1 pseudogene is annotated in these 672 nt (G+C 38.1%); it reads right to left on the reverse strand.

The features are described from left to right. Positions 1-403 (reverse strand): annotated as a pseudogene (locus ACCC84_RS23845) (transposase); the annotation flags it as partial. Positions 404-672 lie beyond the last annotated feature (269 nt).

Genomic DNA, 672 nt, shown 5'->3' on the forward strand with positions numbered 1-672 from the left:
ATACATGCCTTCTTACAGAGTTGGCGGCTTCAACTAAGTAATACCGCAAGTAATGATTTCCATTACGGGATAATGAAGTGTTTTCTGCGGTGAATCGACCAGATTGGTGCGTACGCCAATATAATCCGGCATATTTTGCTACCTTGGTTTCATCATCAAATCTTTCGATTTGACCAATCTCAGCGATAATACCAGCGGCGAATACAGGTCCAATTCCAGGAATGGATTCGAGTGTTTGCGTTAATCCAGCCATGATTCGCTTAATGGATTTTTCTATTTCTTTGATTTGCTGTTGATAGGTACGAATAACCGCAATTGACGTTCCTAAAAGAACATCGATTGAGTCTTCTACGACCTTATCCAAACGATAGGAAGAGCGAACAGCCCTTTGAATGGTGGATGCGCTACTACGTAGTCACCAACTCTTTACGCCAGAAAGGTGCGTGAAAGTGTGACATAAAACTTGTCATCGCTACCTTTCAATTAATTTCCAGTAAATTACATATATTACTGGTTTAGTTTCGTGATGTCTTTTTTAAGCAAATAGGTCTTTGATAACTAAAGATTCTTTTGTTTTTCAGTTGACATACTACCGCAGGTCTATATTATTTTTTCCCTATTAAATCAAAAACCTTTCCTCATACAGCTGTAACATACATTCGAATTTTCTTA

The sequence above is a fragment of the Serratia odorifera genome (assembly GCF_041448735.1).
In the GTDB taxonomy this organism is placed as follows: domain Bacteria; phylum Pseudomonadota; class Gammaproteobacteria; order Enterobacterales; family Enterobacteriaceae; genus Serratia_F; species Serratia_F odorifera.